The organism is Mesorhizobium sp. B2-7-3, assembly GCF_006440715.1.
Taxonomy (GTDB): domain Bacteria; phylum Pseudomonadota; class Alphaproteobacteria; order Rhizobiales; family Rhizobiaceae; genus Mesorhizobium; species Mesorhizobium australicum.
In genome coordinates this window covers 478,539-496,425 of record NZ_VFTY01000003.1, presented here as the reverse complement: position 1 = coordinate 496,425, position 17,887 = coordinate 478,539, and the positions used below count along the sequence as shown (strand labels likewise).

The following is a 17,887-nucleotide window of genomic DNA, read 5'->3' as shown; positions in this document are numbered from 1 at the left end:
CGCTGCTTCGTTTACCACATCCAGGGTATCGTGAACAGTGTTCAAAAGGTCTTGAACGAGGTTCATTCCTGCTATTGGCTACTGGCCATGGGCATCCTGCTGCTCACCGGCAGCCTCGTGAACCTGGTCAAGTACCGCACCGACGAGCGCATCTCCGCCGAGACGGCCAAGATCGAGAAGGCGCGCACGAGAAGCTGATCAGTGAATATGTCGGCAAGGAATGATGCCGACCTGCCCTGACGAGAAAAGCCCGGATCTCCCCGGGCTTTTTGTTGAGCTTTCGCGCTTCAGGAGACGCGCCGCATCGTGGGCTCAGCGATGTGTCAGCGCTTCCAGCGCTTCGGCGGCGGCTTCCAGAATGGCGATCGCCTCGGCCTGCTTTTCGGCCGGGGCATCGACGATCTCGCCGAGTGCCGCGCGCAGCCGGTGGCGGATGGCGCGGAATTCGTCGCGCGTTTCGGAGCGCTCGCCACGTCCACCCCGGCCGCCGCGACGGTCCTCGCCGTCGTCGTTCCAGCCGAACCAGTCGCGCGCCTTGGCCATCTTGCGGCCGAACCGCTCGAGATGATCGAGCACGCCGTCGATCATCTCGCGATTGTCGGCCAGATGCGCCTGCCCGGCCTCGGTGATCGAGAACACCTTCTTGTTGCCTTCGCTCGACGACACGGCATAGCCAGCCTCTTCCAGGAAGGTCAGCGTCGGGTAGACCACGCCCGGGCTCGGGGTGTAGATGCCGCTGGTGCGCTCTTCCAGCGCCTTGATGATGTCGTAGCCGTGACGCGGCGCCTCGGCCAGCAGCGACAGCGTGATCAGCTTGAGGTCGCCGTCGGCCAGCATGCGCCCGGCGCGAAAGAAGTCGCCAGGTCCACCGCGGCCGCCGCCGCCCCTGCCCCCGAACGGACCGAAGCCGCCGCCCCCCCTACCACCGAACTTGCCGGCCATGTGCATGAACATGCGCTCGCCGAAATGATGACGGTCGGAATGATTGTGCCCAAAATTGTGCTTGTGCATTGATTGCTCCTTGAGTTCTATCTCACGATATATCTTAATTAGGAACACCCTGTCGGTGAGTCAAGATATATCTTACGATGTATCTGAACCAAGGGGTGGCGTCGAGGCGTCAGGCGCGGCAGGAATGGATGGTGTGTGAATGGGCTACCAGCGGCCCTTGCGCCGATTCCAGCCGTACAGCAGATCGGCGAAGCGATCGTAGGCAATGCGGGTCGGCGGCAGCATGAGCCGATTGCCGAACAGGTGCGCCAGCCATCCCTCGCCAGGCGTTGTCAGCCAGACCGCGATCGCCACGTCTGCACCGACCAGCAGCCTGCCCTGGGCGTCGGTCGCATGCAACCGGCGGCGGATGTCCTCCAGCGCGATGCCACGCGACGACAGCGCATCTGGCTCCAGGTTGATGTCGCGGAATTCGATCCGACCGGCCTTGACCGCCTCGACCAGCCGCCGCTTCTGCCGACCGATGCCGGCATCGCAGACGGGGCAGCGCGTGTTGTACCAGACGGTCAGCACGGGCCTGGACATGTGTCAGCCGTGATCGTGCCGGTGGTGCAGATCGGGATAATGCGGATGCTTGTGGCGCAGCGGCGCATGCCGGTGCAAGTGCGAATGCGGCTCCGTCACCGGCCCGTCATGATGATGCTGGTGGTGCTCGTCATGCACATGGCTGTGCTCATGCTCCAGCGCCTGGTGCTCATGCTCGTGATCGTGGCGTTCCGACAGATGCAACCAGAGCCCGACGCCCATCAGCAACCCTGCAATCGCCAGCTTCAGCGTCACGGCATCGCCGAGCATGACGATGGCCAGCAAGGCACCGATGAACGGCGCCAGCGAATAATAGGCTCCGGTGCGCGCCGTTCCGAGATGGCGCAGCGCCAGGATGAACATCACCAGGCTGACGCCGATGCCGAAGAAACCGACAGCCGCCGCCGAGGCGACAATCGGCGCGGCGGGAAGCGAGGCGCCGCCGATCAATGCCAGGCCGACATTGACGGTACCGGCCACGAGCCCCTTCAGCATGGCGATCACCACCGGGTCTGTGGCCGATATCCGGCGCGTGAAATTGTTGTCCAGTCCCCATGCCAGGCACGCCCCCGCGACCAGCAACGCGCCAAGGTTGAAAGTGACGCCATTACCTTGCCACGAAAGCAAAACAGCGCCAGTGAGAATGGCAAAGGCACCGAAAAGCAGGTGCCGGTCGACATTTTCGCGATAGACGAGCCAGGCGATCGCCATCGTTGCCAGCCCTTCGAGGTTGAGCAGCAATGCCGAACTGGATGCCGTGTTGAGGATGAGGCCGAACATCAGCAGGACCGGTCCAACAATGCCGCCCATGCCGATGGCCAGTGCAAGCCATGGAATATCCTCGGCGGCCAGTCGCGCCTCGCCGGCATTGGCTTGCCGGTCGCGCAACAGGCGATAGAGGGCAAGGCCAAGGCCCGCGCCGAGATATAGCAGGCCCGCAAGCATGAACGGATTGACGCTGTCGAGCAGCAGCTTGGACAGGGGCGGCGTCGCGCCGAACAAGACGGCAGAGCCGAGGGCAAGCGGTACGCCAGGCCAAAGATGCGAATGGGAATGGGTCATGGCTTACCCTATCATGGTGGCACGCCATGTCATCGACCACACCGCCAGGCACGGTTTGCGAGATCGCCCAACGGAAGTCCGCGCCTCAGTTCCGATGCATGACGGCCCGACGCGTCTGTTGTCGCGAAACAGCGCCCACTCTTCACAGAGGCGCCCGTTGGGCAGGTGGCAAAACCCGTTGCCGGCCTTGTCCTTCTTGATTGTCAGGCGTCCGTCAATCGCCGCGCAATGGACCGATGCGGGATTGGCCGTGCCGACCTGTTTGCGCAAGGCGGATACTTATCATCCAAGCGACGAGATGATCTCGCGGTAAGCGAGCTCCGGGAAAGCCTTCATCGTCTGCGACCTGATATTGCCGCCCGCGGCCAGCATCAGCGCGAAACGCGCCAGCACCGCATCGTCGGGCGCCTCGACCACCGCCACCATATCGAATTCGCCCATGGTCAGGTAGAACGACTTGAACGATCCTCCCATCTCGCCCAGGTGCTTCCTGACGGCGTCGAGGCGCTTGGGCGAGTCGCGCACGTTCTTGGCGCCGTGCTCGGTCCAGTTCATCAGCATGATGTAGGTCGTCATGGTAGGCCTCTCTCCGGGGCCGCGGAGCACGGCACTCAGGCCATGGGCTTGTCGACACGGCCTCGACCGGGGCGGGCTTCCGGGGTTGTCGCCCGAAAATGCATCCGACGCCGAAGTATCCTCCCAGTGCCGACATCCTGCAAGCGCTACCGCGCGGGAACCCAATGCCGAGCGGGCGCGACCTCCCGCCAGCCGACACAACAAAGGCGCTGGCAGGCATCAACCGCAAATCAGCCGGCTGCGTTCAGGTAAAGCCGGTTTAAAAACCCGCCGGATTGCGGCAATCTCCGTCGTGGCCCCCAGGCCGGCAAATACCCCATCCGGGGCCAATCCAGCCGCAGGAGAGCTTCATGCGCGAGACATCAGAGCTGCCGCCGGAACAGATCGAAATTCCCGCCGCCTGGATCGGCGAGGACATGGCGAAGCGTCCTGAAAAATGGCTGGTCGACCTGGAGCCAGAGGACGTCGCGGAGTTGGAAGCTGCCGCAACCGGCTTTCTCGCCGGCTCGCACGATATCGGCAGTCTGACCAAGGCTGATTTCCCCTTGCCCCGGCTTGCCGGCCACCTTGCCGCGCTTCGCGAAAAACTGATTGCCGGAATTGGCTTCGAGGTGCTGCGCGGTCTCCCGGTCGAGAGATATTCCACCGAGATGGCGGCAACGATCTTCCGCGGGGTTGGCGCCCATCTGGGAAGCGCTCGGTCCCAGAATGCCCAGGGCCATATACTCGGCCATGTCCGCGACATCGGTGCCGACGCCAGAAACACCGCGACGCGCATCTACCAGACATCCGAGCGCCAGACATTCCACACCGATTCCGCCGATGTCGTCGGCCTGCTCTGCCTGCGCGATGCCATGCAAGGCGGCGAGTCCCTGCTGGTGAGCACGGTGACGATCTACAACGAGATGCGCAAGAGACGGCCCGATCTGGTCCGCCTGCTGTTCGATCCGATTGCCACCGACCGGCGTGGCGAGATCCCGGAAGGCGAAAAGCCCTACTTCGAAATCCCGGTGCTCAACTGGCATGCCGGACTGCTGACCGGCATCTATCAGCGTCAGTACATCGACAGCGCGCAGCGCTTCCCCGATGCCATGCGCCTCACTCTAGCCCATGTCGAGGCGCTGGATCTTTTCGACAGCCTTGCCAATGATGTCAGGCTGAATCTGTCTATGCGGCTCCAGCCCGGCGACATGCAGTTTGTCTACAATCATTCGCTGCTTCACGATCGCATGGGCTTTCGCGATTGGCCGGATCCCGACAAGCAGCGCCATATGCTGCGCCTGTGGCTGTCGGTCCCCGGCGACCGTCCGCTGCCGGACTGCTTCCGGCAGCGCTATGGCTCGATAGAGATCGGCAACCGGGGCGGCATCACCGTCAAGGGCGCGCGGCTGAACGTGCCGTTGCTTTGACGCCCGAAACGAAAAAGGGCGCCGATCGGCGCCCTTAACTGTTCGCGACAAAAATGAACTCAGCTATCGAGGAAGCTGCGCAGCTTGCGCGAGCGGCTCGGGTGCTTGAGCTTGCGCAGCGCCTTGGCTTCGATCTGGCGGATACGCTCGCGGGTGACCGAGAACTGCTGGCCGACCTCTTCCAGCGTGTGGTCGGTGTTCATGCCGATGCCGAAGCGCATGCGCAACACGCGCTCCTCGCGCGGGGTGAGCGAAGCCAGAACGCGCGTGGTGGTCTCGCGCAGATTGGCCTGGATCGCCGCGTCGATCGGCAGGATCGCCATCTTGTCCTCGATGAAATCGCCCAGATGCGAATCCTCCTCGTCGCCCACAGGCGTTTCGAGCGAGATCGGCTCCTTGGCGATCTTCAAGACCTTGCGCACTTTTTCGAGCGGCATGGCGAGCTTCTCGGCCAGTTCCTCCGGCGTCGGCTCGCGGCCGATCTCGTGCAACATCTGGCGCGAGGTGCGCACGATCTTGTTGATCGTCTCGATCATGTGCACCGGAATGCGGATGGTGCGCGCCTGGTCGGCGATCGAACGCGTGATCGCCTGCCTGATCCACCATGTCGCGTAGGTCGAGAACTTGTAGCCGCGGCGGTACTCGAATTTGTCGACGGCCTTCATCAGGCCGATATTGCCTTCCTGGATCAGGTCGAGGAACTGCAGGCCACGATTGGTGTATTTCTTGGCGATGGAGATGACGAGGCGCAGATTGGCCTCGACCATTTCCTTCTTGGCGATCGCGGCTTCGCGCTCGCCCTTCTGCACCTGGTTGACGATCTTTCGGAATTCCAGGATCGAAATGGCCGTTTCCGTGGCCAGATTCTGGATCTCGGCGCGCAAATCCTTGATCGCGTCCTTCTCGTTCTTGGTGAATTCCTTCCAGCCGCGCGAGGTCAGGTTGGCGATCGAACGCGTCCAGTTGGGGTCGAGTTCCGAGCCCTGATATTCCTTCAGGAATTCCTCGCGGCGCACGCCATAGCTTTCGGCCAGGCGCAACAGCTTGCCCTCGTTCTGCACCAGCCGCTTGTTGATGTCGTAGAGCTGCTCGACCAGCGCCTCGATACGCGCCGTGTTGAGCGACAGCGACTTCACCGCCTTGATCAGCTGGTCCTTCAGCTCCTTCAGCCGGCGGTCCTGGCTGGGCGACAGCGTGCCGGCGGCGGCCAGACGGTTCTCGACCTGCTGGTCCTGCAGCTTCCTGAGCTTCTTGTAAGTGTCGGCGATGACGTCGAGCGTCTCCATCACCTGAGGGCGGAGTTCCGCTTCCATCGCCGCCAGCGACAGGCTCGCCTCGTCCTCGTCTTCCTCGTCATCATCGCCGATGCCGCGCGTGTCGGCGCCGACATTGGTGATGTCGTCTTCGTCATCGCGTCCGCGACGCGACTTTTCCTCGACCTTGGGTGCTTCCTCGACGCGTTCGACCACCGGCGCCTGCTTGGCTTCGGGGCCGGCATAGGTGGCTTCGAGGTCGATGATCTCGCGCAGCAGGATCTTGGATTCGTTGAGCTCGTCGCGCCAGATGATGATGGCCTGGAAGGTCAGCGGGCTTTCGCACAGGCCCGCAATCATCGTCTCGCGCCCGGCCTCGATGCGCTTGGCGATGGCGATTTCGCCTTCGCGCGACAGAAGCTCGACCGAGCCCATCTCGCGCAAATACATGCGCACCGGATCGTCGGTGCGGTCGGTCGGCTCTTTCTTGGTGGTGGTGGCGGCGACCGCGGTGCCGGTCTGCTCGGCCAGCTCGTTGGCGTCTTCCTCGGCATCGGCGGCGGTGTCGCCGGCCTCGGCCTCTTCGCCCTGTTCGTCATCCTCGACGACGTTGATGCCCATGTCGGACAGCATCGCCATCGTGTCCTCGATCTGCTCGGAGGTCACTTCCTCGGAAGGCAGCACCGAATTCAGCTCGTCCATGGTGACATAGCCGCGCTTCTTGGCGGCCTTGATCATCTTCTTGACAGCATCATCGGAAAGGTCGAGCAGAGGCCCATCGGTGGCGCCTTCGCGTTCGGTCTCGACCTCTTCCTTTTCCTTTGTCGCCATAGTCTTTATCTTCTCCTAGCGGCCGGCCATCGGGGCCGCGTAAGCTGTCGGACCAGTCAAATCGGATACGCCCGTTTTTCTAAACGCGCCTTACCCGGCCCACAAACTGCATCCACTCTTTTGTTTGGTGCATGCCGTTGCCCCAAAACCGGGTTTCACTCTTGGGCGGCATACATTAAGTCCAGATTACCCTGATATCTGTGGCAGGCGGGCCGCCTGTCCAGTGACCAAGTACCTTGCATCGCTTGTTTCCCGTCGACGCGGGTGCGGGTTAACGTTTCGAATCGTCCTGATTCCGTCATTCTGTCCGAAGGTCAAGCGCCTCTGGCATGATTCGCATGAAAAAAGCGAATCAATTACCCGACTTAGCGCACCGCGCCCCCAAGGGAAGCGCGGCCGCGCCTTCATTCCTGCACTCAGCTGCACTTAGGCTCGCCCAGCCCTGCCCGACGAAACGCCAAATCCTTCGATCAGCGCTTCCGTCGCTTGTACATCCTGAAACTGCGCCTGAATTTCGATCAGATGGCGGAAATTTTCGTCCGAAGGATCCGCCTCGAGCGCCGCTTCCGCCTGTTTCAGTTCCTTATGTAAGGTGCGCGCGCTGCGCTGCAAGTGCAACGCCTGGTTCAGGGCGTCGCGGGCGTCCTCGAGCGCCGCCGTCTCCAGCGCCGGCCATTGCCGCGCCCGCTTGATCAGGCCGACGGCGCGCTCCCAGATCTCGGCGCAGCCGGCCCGCTCGATCGTCGCCACCACGGCGTGGCGGTCGTTGGCCATGTCATGCGCCATAGCATCGAGGATGGCGGCATGCAGCCGAGTCAGATCGGAATTGGCCAGATCGAGGAACTCGACATGAGCGAAGTTCTCGTCGATCAGCGCCGGATGGTTGATCAAGGCGACGATGATCGTCGCCTCGCGCACCGACATCCCTTCGCTGCCGCGCTTGACCAGCGCCGACTGGCCGAGGCTTTCGGTGATCGCCATGCGGCCGCCACCCGGCTTGGCGAATTGGCCACCGGGTGCGGTTGCCTTGCCCTGCCCCGGTTTCCAGTCCTGGCGGCCTTGGCGCGCATTGCGCTGGGAGCCGAAGAAGCTCTGCACCCGTTCGCGCATTTCCTGCTGGTAGTGGTAGCGCGTGCTTTCGTCGCGGATGCGGCTGCTGAGTTCCCGCAGCGTCTGTCCCAATTCCGCCCGCCGCTCCGGCGTGTCGAAGACGCCGCCCGCCGTCTCCCGCATCCACAGGAGGTCGACCAGCGGCCGCGCATCGGCCAGCACGGCGCGGAAGGCATCCGGCCCCTCGGCCTTGACCAGGTCGTCGGGATCCTTGCCTTCCGGCAGCAGCGCGAAGCGCGCCGAGCGTCCGGCCTGTACCGACGGAAGCGCCATGTCGGCGGCCCGCCACGCCGCCTTCAGCCCGGCCTTGTCGCCGTCGAAGCACAGCATCGGCTCCGGCGCCATGCGCCACAACAATTCGAGCTGGTTTTCGGTAAGCGCGGTACCGAGGGGCGCCACGACATTCTCGAAGCCGGCCTGCGCCAGCGCGATCACGTCCATGTAGCCCTCGACGGCGATGACCGTACCGCCTTTCGCCAATGCCTTGCGGGCGCGGGCGAAATTGTAGAGGACATTGCTCTTGTGGAAGAGCTCGGTGTCGGGCGAGTTCATGTATTTGGCGAGCGCGTCGGGCGCCAGCGCGCGACCGCCGAAGGCGATGATCTTGCCGCGCGAATCCGGGATCGGAAACATGATGCGGTCGCGGAACCAGTCATACGAGACCGGGATATCGTCGCCATGGCGCACCAGCCCGCAGGCCTCGATATCGGCCTTCGGCACGCCCTTGGCCGCCAGATGTTCCTTCAGCGCATTGCGGCTGTCGGGCGCGAAGCCGAGCCGGAACGACTGCTGCGTCGCCGGCGTCAGCCCACGGTCGCGCAGATAGGCGCGGGCTTTGGCGCCTTCAGGCCCTTGCAGGCGCTCCTGGAAGAAGACGGTCGCCATTTCCATGACGTCGGTCAGGCTGGCGCGTTCCTTCTCGCGCCGCTCTTCCTGCGCATCGCGAACCGGCATCGGCACGCCGGCCATGTCGGCGATCTTCTCGACGGCCTCGGGAAAGCTCAATCCCTCGAGTTCGGTGAGGAACTTGAAATGGTCGCCCGAGACCGAGCAGCCGAAACAGTGGTAACGCCCCTTCTTGTCCTCGCAGTGGAAAGACGGGCTCTTTTCGCCATGAAACGGGCAGCACGCCCAATAATCGCCACGCGAGGCATTGGTCTTCTTGCGATCCCACGCGACGCGCTGGCCGATAACCGATGAAATCGGCACGCGGTCGCGGATCTCGTCGAGAAAGGCGGGCGGAAAGCGCATTGAGGGAACTCGTTTCCCCACCATATAATCATGCCCGCGATTTCAGACGACCCCTAATGCGGACGATGCCCGGTTTCCACAGGCCAGATAGAAAGGCGGCCATTGCGGACCGCCTTTCTTTTTCAGTCCGGCACCAGTCGGAACTTACTGCGCGGCAAGCGCGCCGAAGATGACGCCGGAGAGGATGCCGACCAGCACATAGTCGTTGCCGACGCGGATCCATTCCTGGCCGCGGCCGGGACGGTGCAGGCCATAGCGGCCATAGTCGCGGATCGGCCGGTGCTGCCTCCAGCCGGAATATTTCTGGCCATTGCGCCAGTTGTTCCGCTTCACCACGACCTTCTTCTTGAAGACACGCTTTTTCATATCCCGGTGGTCGCCGGGCCTCTGCCAGTCGACCTTGGTGTAGTTCGACTGCGGCGCGACCGGAGCATTCATCGGCGCTGCCTGGCCGGTGAGTGAGGTGGCGGCCAGCATCGAGAAAGCCAGAGCGGAAAGCACAATGCGTTTCATGGGAAGTCTCCTTGGTTGTCGATGCCAGAGGAATAGCGGCCAAGGGATGAACCGAAACTGAACGTCAGCATTACAATTGTGTAATGAATCTCGCTGCTTAGTCCGAATATTTGAACATAAGCGCAAGCAGCGGCGCCAACACCCTCCCAGGTCCGCCCGATCCACGGCTCAAGCCCGTGCAACCATTTGGGGGCCCGTCCATTTTCCGACACCGGCCGTCGCCTCGCGGCGAGCCCTTGAAATCGACAAATTTTTATTATCCGGCTAAAATATTCCGACTATATTCCAAGGCTGCCATGACCATGATTCGTACCCTCGCTTTAACCACCGGTCGCCATGCTGCCCGCCGCACGCGCCATGCCGGCATGCAGGCGCCGCGATGAGCGGCTCCGTCGTCCTTCTGCATCTGGCCGGCGCGGTGGCGCTGATGCTGTTTGCCACCCGCCTGGTCAAGACCGGCGTCGAGCGGGCCTATGGCGACGTGCTGCGTCATCGCCTGCGCGCCACCATGCGCAATCCGATCATGGCGGTGCTGGCCGGCACCGGCCTTGCGATCGCGCTGCAAAGCTCCACCGCCGTCACCTTGCTGGTCGGCTCCTTCGCCGGTTCAGGCATCGTCTCGGGCGCCGCCGGTCAGTTGGCCGTGCGTGGCGCCGAGATCGGCTCGGCTCTGGTGGTCAAGCTTCTGACCTTCGACCTCACGCTGTTGGTGCCGCTCTGCCTGATTGCCGGCACGGTGATGTTCATGGCCACGGAGCGGCGCGACTGGCGCCAGACCGGCCGCATCCTGGTCGGCATCGGTCTCCTGATCCTGTCCCTCGAAATGATCGGCCAGGCGTCCGAGCCGCTGCGCAACAGCCAACTGCTGCCGGTCATCCTCAATTACTTCTCCACCGATTCCATCACCGCCTACCTGCTGGCGGCAATGATCACCTGGCTGTTCCAGTCGAGCATCGCGGCGGTGCTGTTGATGGCGACGCTGGCCGGCCGTGGGCTGATCAGCCCTGAACTCGGCCTTGTCCTCATCCTCGGCGTCAATCTCGGTTCGTCGCTGATCGCGCCGATGCTGACACGCTCGGCCAGTCCCGAAGTGCGCGTCGTGCCGGTCGGCAACCTTTTGATGCGCGGCCTGGGTTCGCTGGTCATGCTGATCCTGTTCATGATCTTCCGGCCGCATGTTGCCTTCCTCGGCCCGACGGCGGCCGATCAGATCGTCAACGCCCATATCCTGTTCAACGTGGTCATCCTGCTCGCCGGCCTGCCGCTGGCCGGTCTGGTCTACCGAACCTCCGAAAGGATCGTGGCGCTCGGCGCCAAGCCGGCGCCGGCCGCTGCGCTCGACGTCGTCGAACTGTCGGCGCTCAACGAAAGCGCGATCGATGTGCCGAGCCAGGCCCTGGCCAACGCCACACGCGAGGTGGTGCGTGTCTGCGAGACGGTCGAGATCATGCTCAAGCGCATCATCGAACTCTACGAGGACGCAGACTCGGACAAGATCAAGGCGCTGGCGGCCCTCGACGACCGTGTCGACCGCAGGCACGCGGCCATAAAGCTCTACCTCGCCAAGGTCACCAGGAATCCGATGACCGAAGACGAGGCGCTGCGCTGCCAGGAGCTGATCGGCGCCTGCGTCAAGCTCGAGCAGGTCGGCGACATCATCGTGCGCAACATGCTGGTGCATGTGAAGAAGAAATTCGACCGCGGGCTGGAATTCACCGACGAAGGCTGGAGCGAATTGTGTGCCTTCCATGGCTCGGTGTTGGCCAATGCCCGGCTCGCCTTCAACGTCCTTGTCTCGCGCGATCCCGAAACCGCGCGCCAGCTCGTGCTGGAAAAGGACCGGCTGCGCGACCGCGAGAAGGAAACCAGCGCCAGCCATTTTATGCGCCTGCGCGAAGGCACCGCCAAAAGCGTCGAAACCAGCTCGATCCACCTCGACACCATCCGCGACCTGAAGCAGATCAACTCGCTGCTGGCCTCGATGGCCTACCCGGTTCTGGAAGAGCGCGGCCTGCTCACGGGATCGCGGCTGAAGGCGAGCTGACTGGCGGAAGCTTCCTGCAATCGCACCGATTTGGAACACGCTTCCATCATTCGGGAAAGAGCGCCAAATTTAGCCTTTGCTTATCCAGCCATCCGTCGGCTAAGCATCCGTTTCCACCGGGAGGAAATCGATGGATACCCATTCGCGCAGTTTCGCCAAGGCGCTTTCCTGGCGCGTGACCGGCACCATCGATACGATGATCATCTCGCTGGTGGTGACCGGAAGCATCAAGCTTGCGGCCGCCATCGGGGTGACGGAGGTCTTCACCAAGTCGCTGCTCTATTATTTTCATGAGCGGGCATGGCTGAAGATTCCTTACGGACGCAAATCCGTGACTTGAAGGGCTTGCGATCGATCGGTCCCGTCAAGAAAACCTAAACCGGCGACAAAAATTTCTGGATTGCCTGCCAAGGCCATCCATGGTTTGAGCCCTGCATTCGGGGGTTCCTTTTCATGTCGCTGCCGCTCATCGCCCTGTTCATCGCCGCCTTCGCTTTCGGCACCACCGAATTCGTCATCGCCGGCGTGCTGCCGCAGGTGGCGCAGGGGCTAGGCGTTTCGGTTCCTTCCGCCGGCTACCTCGTCTCCGGCTATGCCTGCGGCATCGCCATCGGCGGGCCGCTGCTGGCGCTTGCCACCAAGAGCCTGCCGCGCAAGACCTTGCTGCTTGGCCTCGCCGTCGTCTTCACCCTCGGTCAGGCGGCCTGCGCGCTGGCACCCGACTTCACCTCGATGCTGTTGCTGCGCATTGCCGTGGCTGTCGCGCATGGCGCCTATTTCGGCGTCGCCATGGTGGTCGCCGTCGGCCTTGTGCGCGAGGATCAGCGCGGCATGGCGGTCGCCGTCATCCTGTCGGGTCTCACCGTCTCCAACGTCATCGGCGTGCCGGCCGGCACCGCCATCGGCAACATCTGGGGATGGCGCGCGACCTTCTGGGTGATGTGCGCGCTGGGCGTGGCGGCAACGCTCGCCATGGCCGCCTTGCTGCCGCGTACCACCGGATATCAGGCCAGGTCGGCGAGCCTTGCCAGCGAGGTCCGCGTCCTGGCGCGCCAGCAGGTCTGGACTTCGCTGATCCTGATGCTGATGCTGATGCTCGGCCAGTTCTGCCTGTTCACCTACATCACCCCGACGCTGCTGGAGGTCACCGGGCTCGACGAAAACCTGGTGCCCTGGGTGCTGCTGCTCAACGGCGTCGGCGCCACGCTTGGCGTCTTCCTGGGCGGCAAACTGTCCGACTGGAAACTGATGCCGTCGCTGATCACCATGCTTGCCCTGCAGGCGGTGACGCTGACCATCATCTATGCCGTCAGCCCCTATCCCGTGCCGATGGTCGTCGCGATCATCGTCTGGGGCGGCCTCAACTTCGCCATCGGCACGCCGATCCAGACCCGCATCCTGGCCTGGACGGCCGACGCCTCCAACCTCGCCGCCTCGCTCATCCCGTCCGGCTTCAATATCGGCATCGCGCTGGCCGCATCGCTGGGTGCCGCCATGCTCAACGCCGGCTACGGCTATCGCAGCCTGTCGCTTGTTGGCGCCTTTGCGATGCTCGTCGCCGTCATTGTGGCTGTCATCTCCCATCTTTGGGAACGGCGCAGCGACATCGGCCCGCCGGTACCGGCGGCCGCCGAATAAGATGGCAAGGACTGTCGCCGATTTCGGCCTGACCTGCGGCATCTTGCCGGCGGGCACGCAAAACGCGATCACCGACGTGCCTGGCGTGCGCGTCGGTCACTGCACGCTGCGCGACGGCGACATCAACACCGGCGTGACCGCGATCCTGCCGCATGGCGGAAACCTGTTCCGCACCAAGGTGATGGCGGCAAGCCATGTCATCAACGGCTTCGGCAAGACCGTCGGGCTGATGCAGGTCAAGGAACTCGGCACCATCGAGACGCCTATTCTCTTGACCAACACGCTTTCGGTCGGCACCTGCGCCACGGCGCTGATCCGTGACGCCATCCGCCAGAACCCCGATATCGGCCGCACCACCGGAACGGTCAATCCGGTGGTCGGTGAATGCAATGACGGTCCCTTGAACGACATCCAGGCCATGGCGATATCAGAGCAGCATGCCCTTGCCGCGCTGGCGGATGCCCGAGAAGGCGCGTTCGAACAGGGCAATGTCGGCGCCGGAACCGGAATGAGCTGCTTCGGCTTCAAGGGCGGCGTCGGCTCGGCCTCCAGGAAAATCGCGCTCGCCGGCGGACATCATCTTGGCGTTCTCGTCCTGTCGAATTTCGGCAGGGCCGGCGACCTCGTCCTGCCCGATGGGCGCCGGCCCGACCCCCGGCGGCAGGCCGAGGCCGAACGCGGCTCGATCATGATCGTTCTGGCGACCGATGTGCCGCTCGAACACCGCCAGCTCGAGCGCCTGGCGCGCCGTGCGGGCGCCGGCATCGCCAGGCTCGGCTCCTTCTGGGGCAATGGCAGCGGGGACATCGCCATCGCCTTCAGCACCGGCAACCCGGTCGACCACGATGAAAACCGCGATCTGGTGCCGCTGCTCGCGCTCAACGAAGCACGCATCGACATCCTGTTCCGGGCGGCGGCGGAAGCGACGCAGGAGGCGGTGCTGAACTCCATGCTGTCCGCCGAGGCATTCACCGGCAGGGCCGGCACCCATCGCGCATCGCTCGCCGACTGGCTGCGCGACCAGGCCGAAAGGCGATAGATAGGCGCAGAAAACGCCATCAGATGGCCGCCGGCGTGGAGTTTCCAAACGGTCTCTTACAAATCGATCCGAAACCGCAGGCTCTGCACCCCGCCATAGGCGGCGTCCTCGAAGAAGCGCTCGACGAGTTTGCCGCCATTGGCCAGAATCACCTTGTGCGAGGCCGGATTGCCCGGCTTGGCGGTGATCTCGATATGGGGAAGGCCTACCGCCCTCGCCTCGTCCAGCATCAGCCGCAACGCTTCGGTGGCGTAGCCGCGCTGCCGCTTCCAGGGCACGACGGCGTAGCCGATATGACCAAGCACGTGCGAAGGCAGTTCCGCCGTGCCCTTCTGCCAGCGAAAGCCGATCGAGCCCGCCGCCTCGCCGTCCCAGATCCAGCGGCGGAAGCCCGGCAGGCGTGGTACCTGTGTCCCGTCGGGCAAGGCGATGGGCGGCCCCTTTGCCTCGGGATCATCGAGGCTGGCCAGGAACGCCACCGGGTCTTCCTCTATTGCCGCAAGCTGCTCGCGCGTCGCGTCCAGGAGTCGCACATTGTCCGGCGACCAGCCGCGTTCGAGCGCCGCCTTGTAGCTCGGCAGATGTTCAAGCGCCGGTTTGACGATCTCGACCATGATCGATGCCTCCTGAAAACGCGGCAGGCATAGCCTTGGACAGCAGGGTGCTCAAGCCGCCTGGAAATGGATCTCACCCTTGTTCAGGAAGCAGGTCTTGCTGAACAGCGAAAGGTCGAGCGGATTGGGCAGCCTGATATCGCCGATATCGGGGACCGGTTTTTTCGACAATTCGTACGAACGGTCGATCTGCGCGATGAAGACCAGGATAAGTCCCCTGTCGCGCGCGAATGATCGCAGCCTGCGTATCTGGATCGTCAGATCCGGATTTTCCCGCTTCTGGTCGAGCAATTGCAGGTAGTCGATCACCACCAGCGTGCCGGCCCCGGCCGAGGCCAGCCGCGCCACCATGTAGTCGGCCGAGATGGCATCGGAACTGTCGAATTCGAACCGACCCTCGAATTGCCGTGGCTCGACCCCGATCGCGCGGAAGCGGTCGAGAATGTCCGGCTGCGTATATTCCAGCGTGAAGAACACGCTGCGCCGGCCGCGCCTCATGGCTTCGACCGCCAGTTCCAGGCTCATCAGCGTCTTGCCGTGGCCCGGCCGCGCGCCGACCAGCAAGAGGTCGCCGGGCGCCAGTTGTGCAAACAATCTGCCTGCGGGCCCAGTTTCCGCGGCCTTCGCCGCAAGCAGGCTCCAGCTCGCAAAACCTTCTTGTGCCGCAATACGGTCGAGCGCCTGGTGGAGCGGTATTTTCACCTCGCGGGACAACAGCCTGGCTTGACGCTTCAGATGATAGACGGGCCAAGATAGCCTCATCGCAAAACCTCCTGGTGCGAGCAGTTTTTGCAACCCCTCCTTATGCCTGGTGCTCGAACAGTCGGTGCGGTGATTGGATGGCCCCGCATGAACGATGCTTTCCCGGCGGAGGGAGGAGGCGTGGGCCGCGCCAGAATCAGATCATAGCCCAATCGAGCCGGCTCGAAAATCTACCGTTCGTAGATATGGAGGCTCCCGCCGCAAGCCTTGACCCAGCATGTCCGTTTATGGATGGTTGCGCGTCGGCCTGGTCTTTTCGCGCCTACTTGCCGGTGCGCTAAACAAGATGTGTTTCGCCTGACGGCGCGCCGCGTTTTATGATCGCCTCGGGTGATTCCGTGGGGATCACAAACGGCTTCGACAGGAGAATGGGTCCGGTGCGGTTGAGATCTGTCCCGTTGGGTGTCGTTACGTTCCTCGGTCTCCTCGTCGTCGTCATGGCCTTGATGGCATCGGCCCGGTCCTTTGCCGCGCCATCGGCCATTCCGGCCTGGCTGCAGGCCCATGTCGGAGATGGCGATGGCCAGATTTCACAAGTGGTGCTGGAGCGGGCGCGCGCGCTTTACCTGAAAAGAGTCGCCCAGGGCGTCGTCCGGAACCCCTGCTACTTCGCCATGGACGCCACCCGTCCCGGCGATTTGGGCAATGGCGTGCTCGGGCGCCGCTACTATGTCGTATGCGAGGCCAGCCAGTCGTTTCGCGCGATTTCGTCGGGTCACGGCGGCGGCCGCAACCTGAAAGGCACGGTGGATTTCTCCAATGGCAGGCGCTGCGCCAGGAATTTCGGCAATGCCATGGATTCGGAACTGACCGCCGGCGGTCCCTACATGACCCGCGAGGCGAAAACCTCGTTCAAGGGCTATTATCGCATCGGCGCCAAACAGGACGTGGCCTTCCAGCGCACTTTCATCCAGTTCGACGGCGAAGGCGAAGCCGCCAACGCAAGGCAGCGCGTGATCGGCGGCCACGCGGCGCAGGTGCTGCGCGGCATGTGCCTGCGCAAGAGCCCGAGCAGTTCCTATGCCGACCATGACGGCTTCGTGCCGTTCGGCAGGCTGGTGGACTATGCCGGCGGCCGCAGCAATGGCTGCACCAGCTGGTTGCCGGCCGATGCCAGGCAGCTCATCTCGATGGTGAAGGACAACCCCACCACGCTCTATATCTATCCGGAATCGCGCGACATCGCCGCCGTGGCAAACGGCCATTCCGGTTCCGGCACCTACTGGAACGCATCCTGCCTGAAGGAGATCGGTACGCCGAAATTCTGGCCGCGAAAAACCCTTGAGCCGGTCATTGCCCAGTACAAGAAGGACCATCCGGCGGCGCCGCCGCAGCCACTGCCGATGTGCAAGGAGCCGTGAGATGGACCCACGGCACCCTGCTCCGGCTCAGTGCAGGAAATCGAGCACGGCCTGCATGAACTCGGTGGGGTATTCCACGTTCGACAGGTGAACCGCGGGCAGCACGACAAGCTTGGCCCCGGGCACGGCTGCCGCGATCAGTTCGCTGTGGCTGGCCGCCGTCACCGTGTCATGCTGGCCGGCGATTACCAATGTCGGCCGGTTGATCAGGGCCACCGTGCGGCGAAGGTCGGCGTCGCGAACCGCGGCGAACAGACCCGCCAGGCCCAGACGGTCGATCTCAAGCAACATGGCGCGGAATTTCTCGATGACGGGCTCGTTGGCCGCCACCATGCCGGCCGGGAACCAGTTGTTGAGGAACACTTCGGCGGTTTCCGACATGTCCGGCGCCTGTCGCACGACGGCGATCCGCTCGTCGAAATAACTTGCCGGCGAGAGGTGAGATGAAGTGTTGCTCAGGATCAGCCGGTCGATCCGCTCGGGCGCGTGGATGCCGAGCCACTGCCCAACGAAACCGCCCAGCGACAGGCCGAGGAAATGCACCCGGCCAAGGCCGAGCGCATCGATGAGTTCGATCACGTCGCGGCCAAGCCGGTCGAGCGAATAGGCGCCGATCGGCACGCTCGATCCGCCATGGCCGCGAAAATCGTAGCGCAGAACGCGGAAATGCCTGGACAGTTCGCCGATCTGGCCATCCCACATGTGCAGCGTCGTGGCGATGGAGTTGGACAGCACCAGCACCGGTTGCCCAGCGTCACCGTCGAGCTGGTAGGCAATGCGCGTGCCGTCACCGACAGTCACGAAATTCAACTCACTCATGATTAAAATCCTTTTGGAACGTTGAATGAGGCAAAGCGTAGCTGTGGCTGGGATTTGGTGATATTACAA

The 17,887-nt window shown here is 63.4% G+C and carries 18 protein-coding genes; 7 read left to right on the top strand and 11 right to left on the bottom strand.

The features are described 5' to 3' along the window. Nucleotides 1–30: 30 nt before the first annotated feature. Nucleotides 31–198, top strand: a complete 168-nt coding sequence (locus FJW04_RS29910; protein WP_181166347.1) for a hypothetical protein — start codon at nt 31–33, stop codon at nt 196–198. Between the two features lie 114 nt (nt 199–312). Here the strand turns inward: FJW04_RS29910 and FJW04_RS09910 are convergent, their stop codons facing one another. The 5 genes from FJW04_RS09910 to FJW04_RS09890 all read right to left on the bottom strand — a co-directional run bounded on the left by FJW04_RS09910 (nt 313) and on the right by FJW04_RS09890 (nt 3,174). Continuing rightward, complete coding sequence (locus FJW04_RS09910) at nt 313–1,011, bottom strand: PadR family transcriptional regulator (protein WP_015316222.1); 699 nt, start codon at nt 1,009–1,011, stop codon at nt 313–315. A 144-nt stretch (nt 1,012–1,155) separates the two neighbouring features. Then, nucleotides 1,156–1,536 (bottom strand): DCC1-like thiol-disulfide oxidoreductase family protein, encoded by a 381-nt coding sequence (locus FJW04_RS09905; RefSeq protein WP_181172913.1) that lies wholly within the window; start codon nt 1,534–1,536, stop codon nt 1,156–1,158. A gap of 3 nt (nt 1,537–1,539) precedes the next feature. Next, nucleotides 1,540–2,598: a DMT family transporter gene (locus tag FJW04_RS09900; protein ID WP_015316220.1), complete on the bottom strand. Its 1,059-nt coding sequence runs from the start codon at nt 2,596–2,598 to the stop codon at nt 1,540–1,542. Between the two features lie 3 nt (nt 2,599–2,601). Next, nucleotides 2,602–2,868, bottom strand: a complete 267-nt coding sequence (locus FJW04_RS09895; protein ID WP_140713800.1) for a DUF333 domain-containing protein — start codon at nt 2,866–2,868, stop codon at nt 2,602–2,604. Nucleotides 2,869–2,880: 12 nt separating this feature from the next. Further along, nucleotides 2,881–3,174 (bottom strand): GYD domain-containing protein, encoded by a 294-nt coding sequence (locus tag FJW04_RS09890; RefSeq protein ID WP_140713798.1) that lies wholly within the window; start codon nt 3,172–3,174, stop codon nt 2,881–2,883. Nucleotides 3,175–3,524: 350 nt separating this feature from the next. Between FJW04_RS09890 and FJW04_RS09885 the strand changes: the two genes are divergently transcribed. Next, nucleotides 3,525–4,583: a TauD/TfdA family dioxygenase gene (locus FJW04_RS09885; protein ID WP_140713796.1), complete on the top strand. Its 1,059-nt coding sequence runs from the start codon at nt 3,525–3,527 to the stop codon at nt 4,581–4,583. A 59-nt stretch (nt 4,584–4,642) separates the two neighbouring features. On the opposite strand, the gene rpoD is transcribed toward FJW04_RS09885, so the two are convergent. From rpoD to FJW04_RS09870, 3 genes are all read right to left on the bottom strand, one after another. Then, nucleotides 4,643–6,667: an RNA polymerase sigma factor RpoD gene (rpoD, locus tag FJW04_RS09880; RefSeq protein WP_140713786.1), complete on the bottom strand. Its 2,025-nt coding sequence runs from the start codon at nt 6,665–6,667 to the stop codon at nt 4,643–4,645. 426 nt (nt 6,668–7,093) lie between these two features. Further along, on the bottom strand, nt 7,094–9,028 hold the full coding sequence (gene dnaG / locus FJW04_RS09875) for a DNA primase (protein WP_140713784.1): 1,935 nt from the start codon (nt 9,026–9,028) through the stop codon (nt 7,094–7,096). Between the two features lie 144 nt (nt 9,029–9,172). Then, on the bottom strand, nt 9,173–9,541 hold the full coding sequence (locus FJW04_RS09870) for an RcnB family protein (RefSeq protein WP_015316215.1): 369 nt from the start codon (nt 9,539–9,541) through the stop codon (nt 9,173–9,175). A 379-nt stretch (nt 9,542–9,920) separates the two neighbouring features. Between FJW04_RS09870 and FJW04_RS09865 the strand changes: the two genes are divergently transcribed. The 4 genes from FJW04_RS09865 (at nt 9,921) to FJW04_RS09850 (ending at nt 14,262) form a co-directional block, all read left to right on the top strand. Further along, the gene (locus FJW04_RS09865; RefSeq protein ID WP_140713782.1) at nt 9,921–11,585 is read left to right on the top strand and encodes a Na/Pi cotransporter family protein; all 1,665 of its coding nucleotides are present in this window, start codon (nt 9,921–9,923) and stop codon (nt 11,583–11,585) included. A gap of 130 nt (nt 11,586–11,715) precedes the next feature. After that, nucleotides 11,716–11,925: a DUF2061 domain-containing protein gene (locus FJW04_RS09860; RefSeq protein WP_015316213.1), complete on the top strand. Its 210-nt coding sequence runs from the start codon at nt 11,716–11,718 to the stop codon at nt 11,923–11,925. Between the two features lie 113 nt (nt 11,926–12,038). After that, nucleotides 12,039–13,223: an MFS transporter gene (locus FJW04_RS09855; protein WP_140713780.1), complete on the top strand. Its 1,185-nt coding sequence runs from the start codon at nt 12,039–12,041 to the stop codon at nt 13,221–13,223. A gap of 1 nt (nt 13,224) precedes the next feature. Then, on the top strand, nt 13,225–14,262 hold the full coding sequence (locus FJW04_RS09850; RefSeq protein ID WP_140713778.1) for a P1 family peptidase: 1,038 nt from the start codon (nt 13,225–13,227) through the stop codon (nt 14,260–14,262). Between the two features lie 56 nt (nt 14,263–14,318). Here the strand turns inward: FJW04_RS09850 and FJW04_RS09845 are convergent, their stop codons facing one another. Together FJW04_RS09845 and FJW04_RS09840 are read right to left on the bottom strand one after the other, a co-directional pair. Next, nucleotides 14,319–14,876: a GNAT family N-acetyltransferase gene (locus FJW04_RS09845; RefSeq protein ID WP_140713776.1), complete on the bottom strand. Its 558-nt coding sequence runs from the start codon at nt 14,874–14,876 to the stop codon at nt 14,319–14,321. 51 nt (nt 14,877–14,927) lie between these two features. Beyond that, nucleotides 14,928–15,638 carry a DNA helicase gene (locus tag FJW04_RS09840; protein ID WP_140713774.1) on the bottom strand — a complete coding sequence of 237 codons (711 nt, stop codon included), beginning with the start codon at nt 15,636–15,638 and terminating at the stop codon, nt 14,928–14,930. 377 nt (nt 15,639–16,015) lie between these two features. On the opposite strand from FJW04_RS09840, the gene FJW04_RS09835 reads away from it, so the two are divergent. Beyond that, nucleotides 16,016–16,999: a hypothetical protein gene (locus tag FJW04_RS09835; RefSeq protein WP_140713772.1), complete on the top strand. Its 984-nt coding sequence runs from the start codon at nt 16,016–16,018 to the stop codon at nt 16,997–16,999. A 27-nt stretch (nt 17,000–17,026) separates the two neighbouring features. Here FJW04_RS09835 and FJW04_RS09830 read toward each other — a convergent pair whose 3' ends face one another. Further along, nucleotides 17,027–17,818, bottom strand: coding sequence for an alpha/beta fold hydrolase (locus FJW04_RS09830; RefSeq protein ID WP_140713770.1), 792 nt, complete (start codon nt 17,816–17,818; stop codon nt 17,027–17,029). Between the last annotated feature and the right edge of the window lie 69 nt (nt 17,819–17,887).

What these genes read in the sequence shown, in the direction of transcription:
- FJW04_RS09840 (WP_140713774.1), bottom strand. Translation starts at nt 15,638, where the DNA reads ATGAGGCTATCTTGGCCCGTCTATCATCTGAAGCGTCAAGCCAGGCTG.
- FJW04_RS09865 (WP_140713782.1), top strand. Translation starts at nt 9,921, where the DNA reads ATGAGCGGCTCCGTCGTCCTTCTGCATCTGGCCGGCGCGGTGGCGCTG.
- FJW04_RS09830 (WP_140713770.1), bottom strand. Translation starts at nt 17,818, where the DNA reads ATGAGTGAGTTGAATTTCGTGACTGTCGGTGACGGCACGCGCATTGCC.
- FJW04_RS09870 (WP_015316215.1), bottom strand. Translation starts at nt 9,541, where the DNA reads ATGAAACGCATTGTGCTTTCCGCTCTGGCTTTCTCGATGCTGGCCGCC.
- rpoD (WP_140713786.1), bottom strand. Translation starts at nt 6,667, where the DNA reads ATGGCGACAAAGGAAAAGGAAGAGGTCGAGACCGAACGCGAAGGCGCC.
- FJW04_RS09900 (WP_015316220.1), bottom strand. Translation starts at nt 2,598, where the DNA reads ATGACCCATTCCCATTCGCATCTTTGGCCTGGCGTACCGCTTGCCCTC.
- dnaG (WP_140713784.1), bottom strand. Translation starts at nt 9,028, where the DNA reads ATGCGCTTTCCGCCCGCCTTTCTCGACGAGATCCGCGACCGCGTGCCG.
- FJW04_RS09850 (WP_140713778.1), top strand. Translation starts at nt 13,225, where the DNA reads ATGGCAAGGACTGTCGCCGATTTCGGCCTGACCTGCGGCATCTTGCCG.
- FJW04_RS09885 (WP_140713796.1), top strand. Translation starts at nt 3,525, where the DNA reads ATGCGCGAGACATCAGAGCTGCCGCCGGAACAGATCGAAATTCCCGCC.
- FJW04_RS09890 (WP_140713798.1), bottom strand. Translation starts at nt 3,174, where the DNA reads ATGACGACCTACATCATGCTGATGAACTGGACCGAGCACGGCGCCAAG.
- FJW04_RS09910 (WP_015316222.1), bottom strand. Translation starts at nt 1,011, where the DNA reads ATGCACAAGCACAATTTTGGGCACAATCATTCCGACCGTCATCATTTC.
- FJW04_RS09855 (WP_140713780.1), top strand. Translation starts at nt 12,039, where the DNA reads ATGTCGCTGCCGCTCATCGCCCTGTTCATCGCCGCCTTCGCTTTCGGC.
- FJW04_RS09845 (WP_140713776.1), bottom strand. Translation starts at nt 14,876, where the DNA reads ATGGTCGAGATCGTCAAACCGGCGCTTGAACATCTGCCGAGCTACAAG.
- FJW04_RS09860 (WP_015316213.1), top strand. Translation starts at nt 11,716, where the DNA reads ATGGATACCCATTCGCGCAGTTTCGCCAAGGCGCTTTCCTGGCGCGTG.
- FJW04_RS09905 (WP_181172913.1), bottom strand. Translation starts at nt 1,536, where the DNA reads ATGTCCAGGCCCGTGCTGACCGTCTGGTACAACACGCGCTGCCCCGTC.